General features: G+C 64.9%; 18 protein-coding genes and 1 pseudogene. 11 read left to right on the top strand and 8 right to left on the bottom strand.

Annotation, left to right across the window (positions count from 1 at the left end):
* Positions 1–220: 220 nt before the first annotated feature.
* Complete coding sequence (locus FJW05_RS19320) at positions 221–760, bottom strand: protease inhibitor Inh/omp19 family protein (RefSeq protein ID WP_140634884.1); 540 nt, start codon at positions 758–760, stop codon at positions 221–223.
* Positions 761–957: 197 nt separating this feature from the next.
* A complete protein-coding gene (locus FJW05_RS19325) occupies positions 958–1,395 on the bottom strand; it encodes a VOC family protein (protein WP_140634886.1) in 438 nt (145 codons plus the stop codon).
* 127 nt (positions 1,396–1,522) lie between these two features.
* Between FJW05_RS19325 and FJW05_RS19330 the strand changes: the two genes are divergently transcribed.
* The 9 genes and pseudogenes from FJW05_RS19330 (at position 1,523) to FJW05_RS19370 (ending at position 8,838) form a co-directional block, all read left to right on the top strand.
* On the top strand, positions 1,523–2,560 hold the full coding sequence (locus FJW05_RS19330; RefSeq protein ID WP_140634888.1) for an MBL fold metallo-hydrolase: 1,038 nt from the start codon (positions 1,523–1,525) through the stop codon (positions 2,558–2,560).
* Positions 2,561–2,589: 29 nt separating this feature from the next.
* On the top strand, positions 2,590–2,751 hold the full coding sequence (locus FJW05_RS19335; protein ID WP_031195454.1) for a DUF1328 family protein: 162 nt from the start codon (positions 2,590–2,592) through the stop codon (positions 2,749–2,751).
* A 134-nt stretch (positions 2,752–2,885) separates the two neighbouring features.
* The gene (dapF, locus tag FJW05_RS19340) at positions 2,886–3,770 is read left to right on the top strand and encodes a diaminopimelate epimerase (RefSeq protein ID WP_140634890.1); all 885 of its coding nucleotides are present in this window, start codon (positions 2,886–2,888) and stop codon (positions 3,768–3,770) included.
* The gene (mtaB, locus tag FJW05_RS19345) at positions 3,770–5,098 is read left to right on the top strand and encodes a tRNA (N(6)-L-threonylcarbamoyladenosine(37)-C(2))-methylthiotransferase MtaB (protein WP_140634892.1); all 1,329 of its coding nucleotides are present in this window, start codon (positions 3,770–3,772) and stop codon (positions 5,096–5,098) included. Before dapF ends, mtaB begins: the two co-directional genes overlap by 1 nt.
* A gap of 14 nt (positions 5,099–5,112) precedes the next feature.
* A complete protein-coding gene (ftsY, locus tag FJW05_RS19350; protein WP_140634894.1) occupies positions 5,113–6,738 on the top strand; it encodes a signal recognition particle-docking protein FtsY in 1,626 nt (541 codons plus the stop codon).
* A 62-nt stretch (positions 6,739–6,800) separates the two neighbouring features.
* Complete coding sequence (locus FJW05_RS19355) at positions 6,801–7,457, top strand: septation protein A (protein ID WP_140634896.1); 657 nt, start codon at positions 6,801–6,803, stop codon at positions 7,455–7,457.
* Between the two features lie 86 nt (positions 7,458–7,543).
* Positions 7,544–7,723, top strand: a pseudogene (locus FJW05_RS19360) (pyridoxamine 5'-phosphate oxidase family protein); the annotation flags it as partial.
* A gap of 43 nt (positions 7,724–7,766) precedes the next feature.
* Positions 7,767–8,267: an MSMEG_1061 family FMN-dependent PPOX-type flavoprotein gene (locus FJW05_RS19365; RefSeq protein WP_181165004.1), complete on the top strand. Its 501-nt coding sequence runs from the start codon at positions 7,767–7,769 to the stop codon at positions 8,265–8,267.
* 37 nt (positions 8,268–8,304) lie between these two features.
* Positions 8,305–8,838: an NADPH-dependent FMN reductase gene (locus FJW05_RS19370; protein ID WP_140634897.1), complete on the top strand. Its 534-nt coding sequence runs from the start codon at positions 8,305–8,307 to the stop codon at positions 8,836–8,838.
* Positions 8,839–9,033: 195 nt separating this feature from the next.
* Here the strand turns inward: FJW05_RS19370 and FJW05_RS19375 are convergent, their stop codons facing one another.
* On the bottom strand, positions 9,034–9,240 hold the full coding sequence (locus FJW05_RS19375; RefSeq protein WP_140634900.1) for a 4-oxalocrotonate tautomerase family protein: 207 nt from the start codon (positions 9,238–9,240) through the stop codon (positions 9,034–9,036).
* A 28-nt stretch (positions 9,241–9,268) separates the two neighbouring features.
* A complete protein-coding gene (locus tag FJW05_RS19380) occupies positions 9,269–10,189 on the bottom strand; it encodes an SMP-30/gluconolactonase/LRE family protein (RefSeq protein ID WP_140634901.1) in 921 nt (306 codons plus the stop codon).
* A gap of 279 nt (positions 10,190–10,468) precedes the next feature.
* Between FJW05_RS19380 and FJW05_RS27475 the strand changes: the two genes are divergently transcribed.
* Entirely contained in the window at positions 10,469–10,633 is a 165-nt protein-coding gene (locus FJW05_RS27475; RefSeq protein WP_181165005.1) for a hypothetical protein, read from the top strand.
* 173 nt (positions 10,634–10,806) lie between these two features.
* Here FJW05_RS27475 and FJW05_RS19385 read toward each other — a convergent pair whose 3' ends face one another.
* From FJW05_RS19385 to ccmA, 4 genes are all read right to left on the bottom strand, one after another.
* Positions 10,807–11,385 (bottom strand): DsbE family thiol:disulfide interchange protein, encoded by a 579-nt coding sequence (locus FJW05_RS19385; protein WP_140634903.1) that lies wholly within the window; start codon positions 11,383–11,385, stop codon positions 10,807–10,809.
* On the bottom strand, positions 11,382–11,549 hold the full coding sequence (gene ccmD / locus FJW05_RS19390) for a heme exporter protein CcmD (protein ID WP_140634905.1): 168 nt from the start codon (positions 11,547–11,549) through the stop codon (positions 11,382–11,384). The genes FJW05_RS19385 and ccmD overlap by 4 nt, the downstream gene beginning before the upstream one ends.
* Before the next feature lie 117 nt (positions 11,550–11,666).
* Positions 11,667–12,332 carry a heme exporter protein CcmB gene (ccmB, locus tag FJW05_RS19395; RefSeq protein WP_140634907.1) on the bottom strand — a complete coding sequence of 222 codons (666 nt, stop codon included), beginning with the start codon at positions 12,330–12,332 and terminating at the stop codon, positions 11,667–11,669.
* Positions 12,333–12,525: 193 nt separating this feature from the next.
* Entirely contained in the window at positions 12,526–13,134 is a 609-nt protein-coding gene (gene ccmA, locus FJW05_RS19405) for a heme ABC exporter ATP-binding protein CcmA (RefSeq protein ID WP_140634911.1), read from the bottom strand.
* Positions 13,135–13,417: 283 nt separating this feature from the next.
* Between ccmA and acnA the strand changes: the two genes are divergently transcribed.
* The gene (acnA, locus tag FJW05_RS19410) at positions 13,418–16,108 is read left to right on the top strand and encodes an aconitate hydratase AcnA (protein WP_140634913.1); all 2,691 of its coding nucleotides are present in this window, start codon (positions 13,418–13,420) and stop codon (positions 16,106–16,108) included.
* Positions 16,109–16,148 lie beyond the last annotated feature (40 nt).

Here is a 16,148-nt window from a genome sequence, read left to right on the forward strand (position 1 = left end):
GGCCAGGGTGTGTTGAGATTCAGGTCAGGCCGAGTCGAAAATGGCGGGTTCCGAGAACCGGAGCGGAGCGTACTTGAAGTACGTGAGCACCGGCCTTCGCCGGCCATAGCCTTAATTTAACTGCCACGCCACTCCTAAGTGCTTCGGCCGGCGAAGGCCGGAAGCGCACGAAGCCGGCATTTGCAGGCCGGCCTCACCTGAATATCAGCACACCTTCGCGTTATCTTGTAAGCGAGATGGGCTGCCCGTTGGAAGTCTGGCCGTCGAACTTTTCGCCGCCGGACGAATAGAGCCTGGCCAGCGTGCCGCCGTTTTCGTCGTAGAGCGTCAGCTGCTTGCCGGCGACATTCCACGACTTGATGCCGTCGATCGGAGCCGGGCAGTGCAGCGGACCGGCGCGGTAGCCGGCGCCGAACTTGGTCTGCGGCGTCGCCACCTTGCAGCTCTGCCCGGAGACATTGACGTTCCAGACGCCGGCGACGCTGGCCGCGGTGAGATCGGTGGCGCCGGCAGGCGCGGTGCCGTCCGGCGGCAGCGAGGCTACCTGGGTGTTCTTCGGAGCGGTCGGGAATTGCGACGCATCGGCGGCGCCGGGGGAAGCCGGCGGCGGCAGCTGATTCTGCGTCACCGTTCCGGAGGGCGCCGGGGTCAGCGGCGCCGGCTGCTGGTCGTCCATCGACGAGAAGCGCGAGGTCGAGCAGCCGCCCGCAACGAGCGCGGCCAGCGATACGGCCACAAGGCCAGTCCTTGAAAAATGCATTTACCACCTCCGTCGGATCTGGCCGGGGGGAGCCATCCGCGTAATCTCCGCTTCACCAAGACGGCGAAGGTGGCAGAATTTCAACCCGATATGGTTAAAATAGGGTTTTCGACGCGGCTGTTGCAAATTTATCGCAGCGGAGGGCCACAGTCGGGAAGCTGCCGCTGAAAACCTTATAATCTATTGAAATATCAATATTAAATCCTGGCGCTCGGCACGAACACATAACCATCCGGGCCGACGATGTAGCATTCGCGCAAGCCATGCGGCTTGTCGATCGAGCCGGCCAGCACGATGTGGCCGAGCGCGGCCGCCTTTTTCTCGACCGAGTCCGGATCGGCGCCGTAAAGGCGCAGTTCGATACCGGCCCCGCGAGTCTCGGCGCCTGCGGTGACGCCGGTCATCGGATTGTCCAGATAGGAATGGTCGGCATGCAGCATGAAGATAGAGCCCAACAGCTCGATCGCCGCGAAATCCTCGTCGCCATGGATGATCCGGGCGCCAAGCACATCGCGGCAGAAAGCCTCCATCGCCCTCATGTCGGTGACCAGCAGGTTGACGCCGACCCCAAGCCGCAGCGAACGGCCGAAATCCTCGGCCTTCATCCACGGTATCTTGGTTCGCTTCGTTACCATGACGATCCCCCCTGTCTGCCGATCCTAGACGAGCCCGGCTTCGGCCATTGGCATTCCGCGGCAAAATGCTTGCGCCAGGCCGGCGCGTCCTTATCTCAGGAAACGACACAAGCGGGCGGGAGACAGCATGGCCGCGAGAACGGGAACCGCCAACCGCTACTACAGCGGGCCGCCGAGCGATCATTTCGACGGCGCCCTGTTCTTCAATCCCGGCGGCAAGCCGCCCGGGAGCTTCACCGATCTCATCAAATGGCAATTCGGCGGCGGGCGGGCGAAATGGCCGGCTTCGGTTCCGAGCCCGTATCCCCCGGCGAAGCCTGATATACGGGTGGAGGGCAGCGCGCTGAGACTCACCATGGTCGGCCATGCTTCGCTCCTCATCCAGACGGCGGGGTTGAATATCCTGACCGACCCGGTCTGGTCGGAGCGCGCCTCGCCTTTCGCCTTCGTCGGGCCGAGAAGGGTCAATGCGCCGGGGATTGCCTTTGCCGACCTGCCGCCCATCGACCTGGTCCTGATCAGCCACAATCACTACGACCATCTCGACCTCGCCACGCTGAAGCGGCTGAGGGAGAGACACGATCCGCTGGTGATCGCGCCGCTCGGCAATGACGCCATCATCGGCCGCGCGGCGCCCGGCATGCGGCTCAGCGTGCATGATTGGGGCGACAGGCTCGATGCCGGCGCGGCCGCCATCCATGTCGAACCGGCGCATCACTGGTCGGCGCGCGGCGGGCGCGACCGCCGCATGGCGCTGTGGGCTGGCTTCGTCATCGAGACGATGGCCGGCAATATCTATTTCGCCGGCGACACCGGTTTCCATGACGGCATCAACTACCGGCTGATGGGAGAAAAGCATGGCGGCTTCCGCCTCGCCATCCTGCCGATCGGAGCCTATGAGCCGCGCTGGTTCATGGCGCCGCAGCACCAGAATCCGCAGGAGGCCGTTCAGGGCATGAAGCTGTGCAACGCCGCCTTTGCCGCCGGCTGCCACTGGGGCACCTTCCACCTCACCGACGAGCCGGTCGATGAGCCGGCCCGGAAACTGGCCGAGGCTTTGGCCGCCGAAGACCTGCCCCCGGAGCGTTTCCGTGCCATGCGGCCGGGAGAGCTATGGGACGTGCCGGCCATCTACAAAGGAACCCAAACCGGCCAAACGCGTTGATCGGACGACGCAAACCGCTGGAGCTTCCCATGATTAGGTGGATCATCATCCTTCTCATCATCGCCGCAGCCGCGAGCCTGCTCGGCATGCCGGCTTTGGCAGGCGCGGCCGCTACCGGCGCGCGCATCCTCATCGGCATCGTGCTGATCATCTTCCTGCTGATCGTGCTCGGCGTCTTCGCGGTAACATAAGCGCGACCACTTGGTCGTCGCTGCGCGACCACTTGGTCGTCGTCGCCAGAGCCACGCTGGACTGGTAATTCCTGCCCGTTTCCGCCATATAGCGCCCAAACGGATTGGCCAAACGGATTGGAACGACCGGTTAGATGGCAGGCAGCGCCCCCTTCGCCAAGATGAACGGCATCGGCAACGAGATCATCGTTGCCGATATGCGCGGCCGCGCCGACAAGGTGACGGCGGCGGCCGCGATCGCCCTCAATGGCGACGCGGCGACCAAGTTCGACCAGATCATGGCCATCCATGATGCGCGCACACCGGGCACCGCCTATTATATCGACATCCTGAACTCCGACGGCACCGGCGCGCAGGCCTGCGGCAACGGCATGCGCTGCGTCGTGCAGGCTCTGGCCGCCGAGACGGGCAACAAGAGCTTCACCTTCGAGACCCGCGCCGGCATCTTGAATGCGCAGGAGCATGCCGACGGCCTTATCTCGGTCGACATGGGCAAGCCGCGCTTCGGCTGGCAGGAGATCCCGCTGGCGGAAGAGTTTCGCGATACCCGCATGATCGAGCTGCAGATCGGCCCGATCGACGCCCCGGTGCTGCATTCGCCCTCGGCGGTGTCGATGGGCAACCCGCACGTGATCTTCTGGGTCGACAACGACGTCTGGTCTTATGAGCTGGACCGCTTCGGCCCGCTGCTTGAGAACCATCCGATCTTCCCCGAGCGCGCCAACATCACCATCGCCCAGGTGACTTCGCCTCGCACGATGATCATCCGCACCTGGGAGCGCGGCGCCGGCCTCACCAAGGCCTGCGGCTCGGCGGCTTGCGCCGCCGCGGTCGCGGCGGCCCGCACCAGGCGCACCGGCCGCAACGTCTCGCTGCTGACGCCCGGTGGCGGCGAGCTCAATGTCGAATGGCGCGACGACGACCACGTCGTCCTGACAGGTGCCGCCGAATGGGAATTTTCCGGCAGCTTCGATCCCTCGACCGGCGCCTGGGCCCGCGACACCGAAAGCGCCGCTTGATGTCCGCCCTTCAAAAAGGCGTGGTATCCCAAGCCTCCACCACGACAGGTATCGACGTCGTCACCTTCGGCTGCCGCCTCAACACCTATGAATCGGAAGTGATGCGCCGCGAGGCCGAAAGCGCCGGCCTGGGCGAGCTCGATGGCGGCGCCTTCATCTTCAACACCTGCGCCGTCACCGCCGAAGCGGTGCGCCAGGCCAAGCAGGCGATCCGCAAGGCGCGCCGCGAGAACCCTTCAGCCCGCATCATCGTCACCGGCTGCGCGGCCCAGACCGAGCCGCAGAATTTCGCCGCAATGGACGAGGTCGACCTGGTGCTCGGCAATGAGGAGAAGCTCAAGGCCAACTCCTATCGCGCGCTGCCCGATTTCGGCGTCAACGACACCGAGAAGGCGCGCGTCAACGACATTTTTTCGGTGCGCGAGACGGCAAGCCACATGGTCGACGCCATCGAGGGCCGCGCGCGCGCCTTCGTGCAGGTGCAGAATGGCTGCGACCATCGCTGCACCTTCTGCATCATCCCTTACGGCCGCGGCAATTCGCGCTCCGTGCCGATGGGCGCGGTGGTCGAGCAGGTGAGGCGGCTGGCCGGCAACGGCTATGCCGAGATCGTTTTGACGGGCGTCGACATGACCAGTTTCGGCGCCGACCTGCCGGGGGCGCCAACGCTGGGAAAGCTGGTGAAGACCATCCTGCGCCAGGTGCCCGACGTGAAGCGGCTGAGATTGTCCTCGATCGATTCCATCGAGGCCGACGACGACCTGCTCGACGCCATCGCCACTGAACAGAGGCTGATGCCGCATCTGCATCTGTCGCTGCAGTCGGGCGACGACATGATCCTGAAGCGCATGAAGCGCCGCCATCTGCGCGACCAGTCGATCCGCTTCTGCGAGGACGTGCGCAAGCTGCGTCCCGGTGTCGTCTTCGGCGCCGACATCATTGCCGGCTTCCCGACCGAGACCGAGGCGATGTTCGAGAATTCGGAAAGAATAGTCGAGGAATGCGGCCTGACGCATCTCCACGTCTTTCCGTTCTCGCCACGCGAAGGCACGCCGGCCGCGCGCATGCCGCAGGTTCGCCGCGAGGTGGTGAAGGCGCGCGCCGCGAGGCTACGCGCCGCCGGCGAGGCCGCCTACCGTCGTCATTTGTTGTCGCTCTCCGGCACACGGCAATCGATTCTGGTCGAGCGCGACGGGCTTGGCCGCACCGAAGGTTTTACGCTGGCCGCGATCGACGCCGGCGCGCCCGGCGAAATCGTCGACGCCATGGTCGCCGGCCATGACGGCGCCCGACTGATTGCGGCCCCGCTTGCCGCGCAAGCCGCCTGAGAACTGCGAGACGCATGGCTGGTTTCTTCAAGAAGATATTTTCGTTCGGCAGGAAAGAAGTCGTCGAGGAGCGCGTCGACGAGACGCTGCCGCCGATCAAATGGGACGCGCTGGAGGCGCTGAAGCCCGAGGCTGAGCCTCAACCGGTCCCCGAAGAGCCGAAGCCGGAGCCCGCTCCATCCATCCCGCCGGTGCCGGAGCCCACCATTCCCGCCGAGCCGGAACCGCTGCCTCAGCCCGAGCCGGAAGAAGAGCCGCAACCGGCGCCCGAGAAGCCGGAGACGCCGGCCCCCGAGGAAGTGCCGCCGGCACAACCTGAGCCTTTACCTGCGCCGACACCCGAACCTGCTCCGCAGGAAGTGCCCGCACCTGTGCCGACGCAACCTGACATCGAGCCTTCGCGTCCGGAACCGCTGCCTGAGCAGCCAGCGGTCGAAGTGCCGACGCCGCCTGCCGAAGTCCCGGTCGAAACGCCAGCGCCCATCGAGGTTCCGCCAGCGGCGCCGCCCTCTGTGGAACCATCCGCCGAAGCCGTAGCGGAAATCGCGCCTCCTATTCGACAGCCCGCGCCCGTGGAGCCGCAGCCGATCCATGCCGAGATCGCACCGGAGCCGGGGGCTTTGCCGTCGCCGCCGACACCCGCCCCCTCTGCCGGCAAGGTAACGGTCTCAAAAAAGGTCGAGCAGAAGGCCGAGCCGATGAAGGCGCCGGAGCCGGCGCCGCGGCGCTCCTGGTTCCAGCGCATGCGCGACGGGCTGGCCCGATCCTCGCGCGAGCTTACCGGCAACATCGCCGGCGTCTTCACCAAGCGCAAGCTGGACGAGGACACGCTGCAGGACCTGGAGGACGTGCTGATCCGCGCCGATCTCGGCGTGGAAACCGCGCTGCGCGTCACCGATTCGCTTGCCTCCAGCCGCTACGGCAAGGATGTCTCGGACTCGGAAGTCCGCGCCGTGATGGCGGCGGAGGTGGAGAAGGTGCTGGCGCCGGTCGCCAGGCCGCTCGAGCTCGACCTCAGCCACAAGCCGCATGTCGTCCTGGTCGTCGGCGTCAACGGCACCGGCAAGACCACCACCATCGGCAAACTGGCCGCCAAGCTGACCGATGGCGGCCTCAAGGTGATGCTGGCAGCAGGCGACACGTTCCGCGCCGCCGCGATCGAGCAGCTCAAGATCTGGGGCGAGCGCACGAAATCGCCGGTCGTCGCCTCCAAGCTCGGCGCCGATGCGGCGGGCCTTGCCTATGACGCATTCGAGAAGGCCAAGGAGGCCGGCTCCGACGTGCTGATCATTGACACGGCTGGGCGCCTGCAGAACAAGACCGAGCTGATGGCCGAGCTGGAGAAGATCGTGCGCGTGCTGGGCAAGCTCGATCCCGAAGCGCCGCACACGGTGCTGCAGACGGTCGATGCCACAACCGGCCAGAACGCGCTGAACCAGGTTGAGATCTTCCGCAACGTCGCCGGCGTCAACGGCCTGGTGATGACCAAGCTGGACGGCACGGCGCGCGGCGGTATTCTGGTGGCGATCGCCGCCAAGCACCGGCTGCCGGTCTATTTCATCGGCGTCGGCGAGCAGGTCGACGACCTTGAACCGTTTTCCGCCAGCGAATTCGCGAGAGCCATCGCCGGCGTGGCTTGAACAAGGCGCGATCTTGCAAGGCCGCCTGCTTTTCGGCCAGATCGTGCGCAAGAAGGACTTTTATGAACATCATCGAACGCGACCCGTCCGATCCACGCCGCAAGCCGATCAACCCCGGCTTGAAGTTCCTGCTCGAGCTTGGCCCTGGCCTGGTGTTCTTCTTCACCACCATCCGCGGCGAGTGGCTGGCCGAGAAATTTCCGGTGCTCGCCCATCTCGGCGAGCCGATCCTGATCGCCACCGCCTTCTTCATGGCCGCGACGGCGCTTTCGCTGAGCGCCTCCTGGCTGCTGACGCGCAGCCTGCCGCTGATGCCGCTGGTCTCGGCGATCGTCGTGTTCGTCTTCGGCGCGCTGGCGCTTTACCTGCAGGACAAGACCTTCGCCTTCATGAAGCCGACGATCATCAATTCGCTGTTCGGCGTCACGCTGCTCGGCGGGCTGCTGTTCGGCCGCTCGCTGCTCGGCTACGTCTTCGATTCCGCCTTCCAGCTCGATGCCGAGGGCTGGCGCAAGCTGACCTTCCGCTGGGGCCTGTTCTTCCTGTTCCTCGCCGTGCTCAACGAGGTCGTGTGGCGCAACTTTTCCGAGGCGACCTGGCTTTATTTCAAGGTCTGGGGCACCATCCCGATCACTTTGCTGTTCACCTTCAGCCAGATGCCGCTGATCATGCGCCACTCGCTGGAGGAAAAGTCCAAGCAAGAGAAGGCCGGAAACTAAAGCAATTCCAGGAAAAGCGGCTGCCGGTCGGGTTCGGCGACTTCGCCGTAATCTCCGTCCGGAATTGCGTCAGAAAGGGGGGCGGTATGGAATTCCTCACCACGCATGACGAGCTGAGGACGGTCTACAAGACGCCCCGGCCGACCGACGGCTCGATCCGCAAGGAGCTCAAGGCCCTCGACGGCCATTGCCGCTCCTTCATCGGCAAGAGCCCCTTCGTGCTGATCGACTCCTCCGACGGCGCCGGCAATGCCGACGTGACGCCTAGCGCATGACCCCGAAAATCGAAATCGATTTTCGGAAAGGATCATGCGCCAAATCAAAAGTGTTACAGCGTCCTTTGCGCGTCCAAAGGACGCGCGGCGCTGTAATGGCGACAAGCCCGGCTTCGCCGCCATCCTCGACAACTCCACCATCGCCATTCTCGACCGTCCCGGAAACAACCGTCTGGACACGCTGGAAAACATCATCCGCAACCCATCGATCGGGCTGCTTTTCCTAATCCCCGGCATGAACGAGACGCTGCGCGTCAATGGCGACGCCCGCATCACCGTCGACCCGACCTTGCGCGAACGGCTGGCCGTCGACGGCAAGGAGCCGCTGAGCGTGATCGTGGTGACGGTCAAGGCCGCCCATATGCATTGCGCCAAGGCCTTCATGCGCTCCGATCTCTGGAGGCCGGAGACCTGGTACGACCGCGCGACCCTGCCGACCCTCGGCCAGATCATCCGCGACCAGCTGGCGCTCAGCGAAAGCGCCGGCGAGATCGACCGCGAGCTGGACGACGATTACCGCCAGACCATGTGGTAAGCTTGCCGAACGACTCAACCCTTCGTCCGGCTCTCCCTTGATCGAGATCATCGCCATATCGGGCAGCCTGCGCGCCGGCTCGACCAACTCGGCCCTGGTTGCCGCATTGGCCGCCAATGCGCCCGCGGGCTGCCGCGTCGAGGTTTATGATGGCCTCGGCCGGCTGCCGATCTTCAACCCCGACGACGAGGGCGAGCGCACGCCGCCCGAAGCGGCAGCGCTGATCGAGACGATCACCCGCGCAAACGGCGTCATCGTCTCCTGCCCGGAATATGCGCATGGCGTGCCCGGCGGCATGAAGAACGCGTTGGACTGGCTGGTCTCGCGCGACGCCGCGGTCGGCAAGCCGGCGATGCTGGTCCACGCCTCGCCCCGCTCGCTCTATGCGCGGGCGGCGCTTGCCGAGATCATGCGGACGATGTCGTTCGCGATATATGAGGAGAGAGCGCTGGAGATCGCGCTGCTGGGCAAGAAGCCGGCAGAGGTGGAGGCTATTTTGGCAGACCCTGCGAACCGAAGGGCGATGCGTGCGGCGATCGAGGCTTTCGTGGGGTTTATTGGCGGACGATGAGTGGCGCGTCTTCCCCTTCTCCCCTTGTGGGAGAAGGTGGATCGGCGCGCAGCGCCGAGACGGATGAGGGGTGTTCCAGCGGAGTGAGACGACGGCGACCTCGTCGCGGGACAAACGGCGTCGCCAAGCTGGAGCACCCCTCATCCGACCTCGCTTCGCGAGGCCACCTTCTCCCACAAGGGGAGAAGGAAGAAGCTACCCCTTCCTCCGCGTCTCGACATCGGTCTTGCCGACAAACCAGTCGCGGGCGTTGACCTCCTCGAACACCACCCAGACATCGTCATTGCCGAGCCCGGTGGCGTCCATGATGGCCGCAGTCACCTTCTTGGCGATGTCAGCCTTCTTGCCGGCCGGATCGGCGGCGATCACTTCCTTGACGATGCGGATATTGACGAATGGCATTTTTCTCTCCCGCTGATATGCCTCGCTATCAGTACGTCTTGGCCCCGTTCACCATGAGCCGCACCATGTAGAGCGAGGTGGTGCCGGCGATGTAGAGGCAGTTGAGCTTGTTGCCGCCGAACACGCAGTTGGCGGTCACCTCCGGCACCTTCACCTTGCCGATCAGCGTGCCGTCGGGGTCGTAGCAATGGATACCGTCGGCAGCACTTGTCCAGATGCGTCCGTCCGAATCGAGCCGGAACCCGTCGAACAGGCCGGCGGTGCAGTCGGCGAAGACCTTGCCGCCGGAAACCTTCTTGCCGTGCTTGCCGACATTGAAGACGCGCATATGCGCGGGATTCTTCTCGCCATGTGTCCGGCCGGTATCGACGACATAAAGCAGGCTTTCGTCGAGCGAGAAGGCGAGCCCGTTGGGCCGCACCATGTCGGTGATGACGGCCTCGACATCGCCGGTCTCGGGATCGACGCGATAGACATTGCAGGCGCCGATCTCGCTTTCGGCCTTGTCGCCCTCATAGTCGGTGTCGATGCCGTAGCTCGGATCGGTGAACCAGATCGAGCCGTCGGAGCGCACCACCACGTCGTTGGGCGAGTTCAGCCGCTTGCCTTTCCATTTGTCGGCGATGGTGGTGACCGAGCCGTCGAATTCCGTCCGGCTGACGCGGCGGCCGGAATGCTCGCAGGTCACCAGCCGGCCCTGCGGGTCTACCGTGTTGCCGTTGGAATTGCCGGACGGCTGGCGGAACACGCTGACGCTGCCGTCGGTCTCGTCATAGCGCAACATGCGGTTGTTCGGGATGTCAGACCAGACGACGTAGCGGCCGGCAGCGAACCAGGCAGGCCCTTCCGCCCAGCGGCAGCCGGTGAACAGCTTCTCCACCTGCGCGTTGCCGTTGAACAGGCGCGCGAAGCGCGGATCGAGAACTTCGTAATAGTCTGCGGCCGCCATCAATTTCCTCCCGGCATCAGGTGACGCGCGGATCAAGCCAGCCCGCAGCCGTTCTGGCAAGACGCCAGGCCAGCAATTTGTATGACAAAAACGGATGAGAACTGCGTGAAGCCGGACGACCCTGCATGGCCGCGCGCCGAATGCAGAGCCTGTTAGCGAGCAATTAACCGGCTATGCGCTGGCTGCAATGGTGCATTGCAACATCTTTCTTTTGCAATGCATCATTCCTATGTCATGCTGGCAATCGTCAGGGAGGAATAACGAAGAAGGAACCCTGTCATGTTCGACAATCTTGTCTCCCGCGCCCGCGCCACCATGGCCAAGCGCCGCCACTACAACCGCCTCGTCGCCGAAATCGAGAACCTGTCGAGCCGCGATCTCGCCGATCTGCGCGCCGACCGTTCCGAGATGCTCTACCAAATCCACAAGCAGATCTACGGCTGAGTCATTCCGGTCGAGGGGAATTCCCCCTCACCCGGATTGCCAACCGAATTGCGAAGGGCAATTCGGGGCAATCCGACCTCTCCCCAAGGGGAGAGGAGCAGGTATGCGCCGACGTCAACCTCTTCTCCCCTCGGGGAGAAGGTGGCCGCGAAGCGGCCGGATGAGGGGGCGCGTCAACCAGGCGCCGCCAGTGCTTTCTCAATCTGCGGCAACAGCAACGCCCTCACCGAGTCGGGCGTCAGTGGCCCGACATGCTTGTAGGCAATCTTGCCGTCCTTGCCGATGACGAAGGTCTCCGGCACGCCGTAGACGCCCCAGTCGATTGCCGCGCGCCCGGCCGGATCGGCGCCGATCGCCTGATACGGATTGCCGAGCTCGCCAAGGAAGCGGCGGGCGTTTTCGGGCTGGTCCTTGTAGTTCAGCGCGGCGAGCGTGAAGCGCTTGTCCTGCGACAGGCCGAGCAGCACCGGATGCTCCTCGCGGCACGGCGCGCACCAGGACGCGAACACGTTGACCAGCGTCACCTTGCCGGCAAAGTCTTTTGACGCGAGCCCCGGCAGGCTCGTCCCTTCGAGCGGCGGCAAGTCCGTCTGCGGCGCCGGCAGGCCGATCAGCGCCGAGGGGATTTCCGAAACGTCGCGGCCTGAGAGCAGTTGCGACAGGAACAGCCCCGCCAGCCCCAGGAACACCAGCAGCGGCAGAAGCACGAACAGGCGGCGGCGCGGCGCCGGAGCTTCGCTTTCGAGGCTCATGATTTGACGCCCTTGTCGGAACGCCGCCGCACCCCGGCTGCTTCAAGTGCGGCAAGCTCACGCCTGCGCGCCCGCTGGTCGAGCAGGATCCAGCCGATCAGTCCGGCCAGCACGACGGCCGTGATGGCATAGGCGGCAGTGACGAAAAGGGCGTGCGCGCTCATAGCGACCGCTCCCTGCTCGTAGCCATGTCAACCGTTCCGATCATGTCTTTCCATAACCCCGCGCTGGCCGGTCCGCAATTTGCCGCGGTGCCGCAGTGAAGGAACGTCCTCGTCGCCTCAATCCGTTCCGTGCCGCAACGCCAGCGCCGCCGCCAGTGGACCGAGCACCGCAAGAAACAGCGTGAGCGCGGCAAGAATGAGGAAAGGCTGCAGGAACGGCGCCGGATCGGCGACAGCGCCATAGCTTGCCGAAACGCCGAAGATCAGCACCGGAATGATCAAAGGGAGCACCAGCACGGAAATAAGCAATCCGCCGCGCGGCAGCGCCACCGCCACCGCTGCGCCCGCCGCGCCGATGAAGGTGATGGCCGGCGTGCCGACGAGCAATGTGAGCGCCGTGGCGCCGATGCCCAGCGGCTCCATATTCATGAACAGGCCGAGCAGAGGTGCCGCGACCACCAGCGGCAGCACGCTGCCGGTCCAGTGCGCCAGGCATTTCGTCAGCACCGTCAGCGCCAGCATGTGGCGGTCGTTGTTCAGCACCAGGAGATCCAGCGAGCCGTCCTCGCGGTCGGCCTGGAACAGCCGGTCGAGCCCGAGCAGGCAGGCAAGCAGCGCAGCAATCCACAGGATCGCCGGACCGATGCGGGCGAGCAGATTGAGATCGGGGCCGACGCCGAACGGGATGGTGACGATGACCGCGAGGAAAAAAATCACGCCGATCAGCGCCCCGCCGCCGGCACGGATCGAGAGGCGGATGTCGCGCAGGAAGAGGGCTAGCATGATTTGGGATGCCTGCGCCCAGGCCCCCCTCTCTGGCCTGCCGGCCATCTCTCCCTCAAGCGGGGAGATTGGATGTCGCCTCGGCTTTCGCCAATCTCCAGCGTAGCAAGGCAAATGGGACGCCTGAGCTGCTGATCTCCCCCCTTGAGGGGGAGATGCCCGGCAGGGCAGAGGGGGGGGCTTAGCGCTAACGTCAACCGGCTACCCTCATTTGCAGCTCGCGCGCCCCCTCCAACCCCAGCGGCAGATGCGTTGCCGCCACCACGATCCCTCCATCCGCCAGATGCCCCCGCATCAGCCCAGCGAACCGCTCCTCCGAGGCCTTGTCCAATCCCGCCGTCGGCTCGTCGAGCAGCCAGACTGGCCGCCGGCTGACCAGAAGCTTGGCGATCGACGCGCGTCGCCTCTGCCCCGTCGACAGATAGCCGAAGGGCAGATGCCCGAGCCCGCCGAGCGCCACCGTCTCCAGCGCCTCTTCGACGTCCAGCCCCGGCTCGCCCTGGAAGGCGCGCCAGAAGCCGAGATTCTCCTCGACGCTGAGCGCTGTCTTCATTGCGTTGAGATGGCCGAGATAATGCGAAGCCGAGGCGACCGTCGGGAAAGCCTCGCCGCCGCCCTCGACAAGCACCTTGCCTCCGGCGGCCGGCAGCAGCCCGGCGACGATTCTCAGCAGCGTCGATTTGCCCGCGCCGTTCGGCCCGGTGACGATGAGCGCCTCGCCCTTGTCGAGCGTGAAGCCGATGTTGGAGAAAACCGTCTCGCCGCCGCGCTCGCCGCCCAGATTTTCGGCGATCAGCCGCATTCTTGCCCGTCCCGAAAGCACCGTTGCGCGGCGCTCGCCGCCTCACGCAAATTCGTCTTTCGACTGTCTAGAACTATTCCGGGAAATTCTCTATATGCGGTTCATCCGTGCCAGCGGTCGGCGCGGGATCAGAATTAGCGCCGAACCAGCGCACGCGCCGCCTTGAACGGCTCGGGTTGCTTGGGAGCGGACAGCGGAAATGGCCGTACCCGCACCTTTGCGCGTGATTGCATGCCAACGGCGTCCGTTCCCTTTCAGGCTGAACAGACAAGGACGGATCGCCGTGACGAAATTCCTCGACAGTTTCAATTGCCGCCGCACCCTGACCGTAGGTGGCGCGGACTATGTTTATTTCGACCTCGTTGAGGCCGAGAAGAACGGCCTCACCGGCATCGCCCGGCTACCCTATTCGATGAAGGTGCTGCTGGAGAACCTGCTGCGCAACGAGGATGGCCGCTCGGTCACCAGGGAATCGATCCAGGCGGTCGCCGCCTGGCTGGCCGACAAGGGCACCGCCGGTGTCGAGATCGCCTATCGCCCGGCCCGCGTGCTGATGCAGGATTTTACCGGCGTTCCGGCCGTGGTCGACCTCGCCGCCATGCGCGACGGCATCAAGGCGCTCGGCGGCGACCCGGAAAAGATCAATCCGCTGGTGCCGGTCGATCTCGTCATCGACCACTCCGTCATCGTTGACGAGTTCGGCACGCCGATGGCCTTCGCCCGCAATGTCGAGTTGGAATATGAGCGCAATGAGGAGCGCTACAAGTTCCTCAAATGGGGCCAGCAGGCCTTCCGCAACTTCCGCGTCGTGCCGCCCGGCACCGGCATCTGTCACCAGGTCAACCTCGAATATCTCGGCCAGGTCGTGTGGACCAACGCCGAGGACGGCGAGACCGTCGCCTATCCCGACACCTGCGTCGGCACCGATTCGCACACCACCATGATCAACGGCCTCGGCGTTTTGGGCTGGGGCGTCGGCGGCATCGAGGCCGAGGCCGCGATGCTCGGCCAGCCGGTCTCCATGCTTTTGCCCGAGGTCATCGGCTTCCGCCTCACCGGCAGGCTCAAGGAAGGCGTCACCGCCACCGATCTCGTGCTCACCGTCACCCAGATGCTGCGCAAGAAGGGCGTCGTCGGCAAATTCGTCGAGTTCTTCGGCCCCGGCCTCTCCAACATGACGCTGGCCGACCGCGCCACCATCGGCAACATGGCGCCGGAATATGGCGCCACCTGCGGCTTCTTCCCGGTCGATTCGGAGACCATCCGCTATCTGACCATGTCCGGCCGCGAGGAGAACCGCATCGCGCTGGTCGAGGCCTATTCCAAGGCGCAAGGCATGTGGCGCGACACAAGCTCGGCCGACCCGGTCTTCACCGACCTGCTCGAGCTCGACCTCGGCGACGTCGTGCCGTCGATGGCCGGCCCGAAGCGTCCCGAGGGCCGCGTCGCCCTGCAGGACATCCCCGCCGGCTTCGCCAAGGCAATGGAGACCGAATACAAGAAGGCAGCCGAGATCTCGAAGCGCTACGCCGTCGAGGGCACCGATCACGATCTCGGCCATGGCGACGTCGTCATCGCCGCCATCACGTCGTGCACCAACACCTCTAACCCGAGCGTGCTGATCGGCGCCGGCCTCTTGGCCCGCAACGCCAACCGGCGCGGCCTGAAGCAGAAGCCGTGGGTGAAAACCTCGCTCGCACCGGGCAGCCAGGTGGTGGCCGAATATCTCGAAAAGTCCGGCCTGCAGAAGGAGCTCGACCAGATCGGTTTCAACCTGGTCGGCTTCGGCTGCACCACCTGCATCGGCAATTCCGGCCCGCTGCCGGCGCCGATCTCGAAGACCATCAACGACAAGGGTCTGATCGCCGCCGCGGTCTTGTCCGGCAACCGCAACTTCGAAGGCCGCGTCTCGCCGGACGTGCAGGCGAACTACCTCGCCTCGCCGCCGCTGGTAGTCGCGCATGCGCTGGCCGGCACGGTGACCAGGGATCTGACGACCGAGCCGCTCGGCGAAGGCAGCGACGGCAAGCCGGTCTATCTCAAGGACATCTGGCCGACATCGGCCGAGATCCAGGAGTTCATCGAGAAGAACGTCACCCGCGAGCTGTTCGCCCGCAAATATGCCGACGTCTTCAAGGGCGACGCCTATTGGCAGAAGGTCAAGGTGCCGGAAGGCCAGACTTACGCCTGGGACGACCACTCGACCTATGTGCAGAACCCGCCCTATTTCGCCGGCATGGGCCGCGCCTTCGGCAAGGTCGGCGACATCAAGGGCGCGCGCGTGCTCGGTCTGTTCGGCGACAAGATCACCACCGACCACATCTCGCCGGCCGGTTCGATCAAGGCCGCTTCGCCGGCCGGCAAGTATCTCACCGAGCATGGTGTCGGCGTCGCCGACTTCAACCAGTACGGCACGCGGCGCGGCAATCATGAGGTGATGATGCGCGGCACCTTCGCCAACATCCGCATCCGCAACCACATGCTGGGCGAGAACGGCCGCGAAGGCGGCTACACGATCCACTATCCTTCGAAGGAGGAGATGTCGATCTACGATGCCGCCATGGAATACAAGCAGGAAGGCGTGCCGCTGGTGATCTTCGCCGGCGTCGAATACGGCAACGGCTCCTCGCGCGACTGGGCGGCAAAGGGCACTAACCTGCTCGGCGTCCGCGCGGTCATCGCCCAGTCCTTCGAGCGCATCCACCGCTCCAACCTGGTCGGCATGGGCGTCATCCCCTTCGTCTTCGAGGACGGCACCTCATGGGCCTCCCTCAATTTGAAGGGCGACGAGTTGGTCGAGATCGACGGCCTGGACACGATCAAGCCGCGCCAGAAGATGGTCGCCAAGGTCACCTATGGCGACGGCACGGTGAAGAACGTGCCGATCGTCTGCCGCATCGATACGCTGGACGAGCTCGACTACTTCAAGAACGGCGGCATCTTGCAGTACGTGCTGCGCGACTTGGCCGCGTAGCGGCCAGGCAGTAGGGCTTAGGCAGCAGGGAAACAGGACA

It is taken from the genome of Mesorhizobium sp. B2-9-1, from assembly GCF_006439455.1.
Classification (GTDB): Bacteria; Pseudomonadota; Alphaproteobacteria; order Rhizobiales; family Rhizobiaceae; genus Mesorhizobium.

What these genes read in the sequence shown, in the direction of transcription:
- FJW05_RS27475 (WP_181165005.1), top strand. Translation starts at nt 10,469, where the DNA reads ATGTTCGACAATCTTGTCTCCCGCGCCCGCGCCACCATGGCCAAGCGC.
- ccmD (WP_140634905.1), bottom strand. Translation starts at nt 11,549, where the DNA reads ATGAGCGCGCACGCCCTTTTCGTCACTGCCGCCTATGCCATCACGGCC.
- mtaB (WP_140634892.1), top strand. Translation starts at nt 3,770, where the DNA reads ATGTCCGCCCTTCAAAAAGGCGTGGTATCCCAAGCCTCCACCACGACA.
- ccmB (WP_140634907.1), bottom strand. Translation starts at nt 12,332, where the DNA reads ATGCTAGCCCTCTTCCTGCGCGACATCCGCCTCTCGATCCGTGCCGGC.
- dapF (WP_140634890.1), top strand. Translation starts at nt 2,886, where the DNA reads ATGGCAGGCAGCGCCCCCTTCGCCAAGATGAACGGCATCGGCAACGAG.
- ccmA (WP_140634911.1), bottom strand. Translation starts at nt 13,134, where the DNA reads ATGCGGCTGATCGCCGAAAATCTGGGCGGCGAGCGCGGCGGCGAGACG.
- ftsY (WP_140634894.1), top strand. Translation starts at nt 5,113, where the DNA reads ATGGCTGGTTTCTTCAAGAAGATATTTTCGTTCGGCAGGAAAGAAGTC.
- FJW05_RS19355 (WP_140634896.1), top strand. Translation starts at nt 6,801, where the DNA reads ATGAACATCATCGAACGCGACCCGTCCGATCCACGCCGCAAGCCGATC.
- FJW05_RS19380 (WP_140634901.1), bottom strand. Translation starts at nt 10,189, where the DNA reads ATGGCGGCCGCAGACTATTACGAAGTTCTCGATCCGCGCTTCGCGCGC.
- FJW05_RS19325 (WP_140634886.1), bottom strand. Translation starts at nt 1,395, where the DNA reads ATGGTAACGAAGCGAACCAAGATACCGTGGATGAAGGCCGAGGATTTC.
- FJW05_RS19375 (WP_140634900.1), bottom strand. Translation starts at nt 9,240, where the DNA reads ATGCCATTCGTCAATATCCGCATCGTCAAGGAAGTGATCGCCGCCGAT.
- FJW05_RS19330 (WP_140634888.1), top strand. Translation starts at nt 1,523, where the DNA reads ATGGCCGCGAGAACGGGAACCGCCAACCGCTACTACAGCGGGCCGCCG.
- FJW05_RS19335 (WP_031195454.1), top strand. Translation starts at nt 2,590, where the DNA reads ATGATTAGGTGGATCATCATCCTTCTCATCATCGCCGCAGCCGCGAGC.
- FJW05_RS19365 (WP_181165004.1), top strand. Translation starts at nt 7,767, where the DNA reads ATGCGCCAAATCAAAAGTGTTACAGCGTCCTTTGCGCGTCCAAAGGAC.
- FJW05_RS19320 (WP_140634884.1), bottom strand. Translation starts at nt 760, where the DNA reads ATGCATTTTTCAAGGACTGGCCTTGTGGCCGTATCGCTGGCCGCGCTC.
- FJW05_RS19385 (WP_140634903.1), bottom strand. Translation starts at nt 11,385, where the DNA reads ATGAGCCTCGAAAGCGAAGCTCCGGCGCCGCGCCGCCGCCTGTTCGTG.